The organism is Citrobacter sp. Igbk 16 (genome assembly GCF_028069755.1).
Lineage (GTDB): Bacteria > Pseudomonadota > Gammaproteobacteria > Enterobacterales > Enterobacteriaceae > Citrobacter.
Genome location: NZ_JANEWJ010000117.1, coordinates 1 through 256, shown reverse-complemented (window position 1 = coordinate 256; position 256 = coordinate 1). Strand labels below are relative to the sequence as shown.

The following is a 256-nucleotide window of genomic DNA, read 5'->3' as shown; positions in this document are numbered from 1 at the left end:
CTCTCGCATGGGGAGACCCCACACTACCATCGGCGCTACGGCGTTTCACTTCTGAGTTCGGCATGGGGTCAGGTGGGACCACCGCGCTACAGCCGCCAGGCAAATTCTGTTTATCAGACCGCTTTTTTGCGTTCTGATGTAATCTGTAATCAAGCTGAAATCGATGTCTCTCTTCGCCAAAACATCTTCGGCGTTGTAAGGTTAAGCCTCACGGTTCATTAGTATCGGTTAGCTCAATGTATCGCTACACTTACAC

General features: G+C 50.4%; 1 rRNA gene. It reads right to left on the bottom strand.

Features of this window, described 5'->3' with window-relative positions:
• Window positions 1-100 (bottom strand): 5S ribosomal RNA (rrf, locus tag NNO03_RS22640); the annotation flags it as partial.
• Window positions 101-256 lie beyond the last annotated feature (156 nt).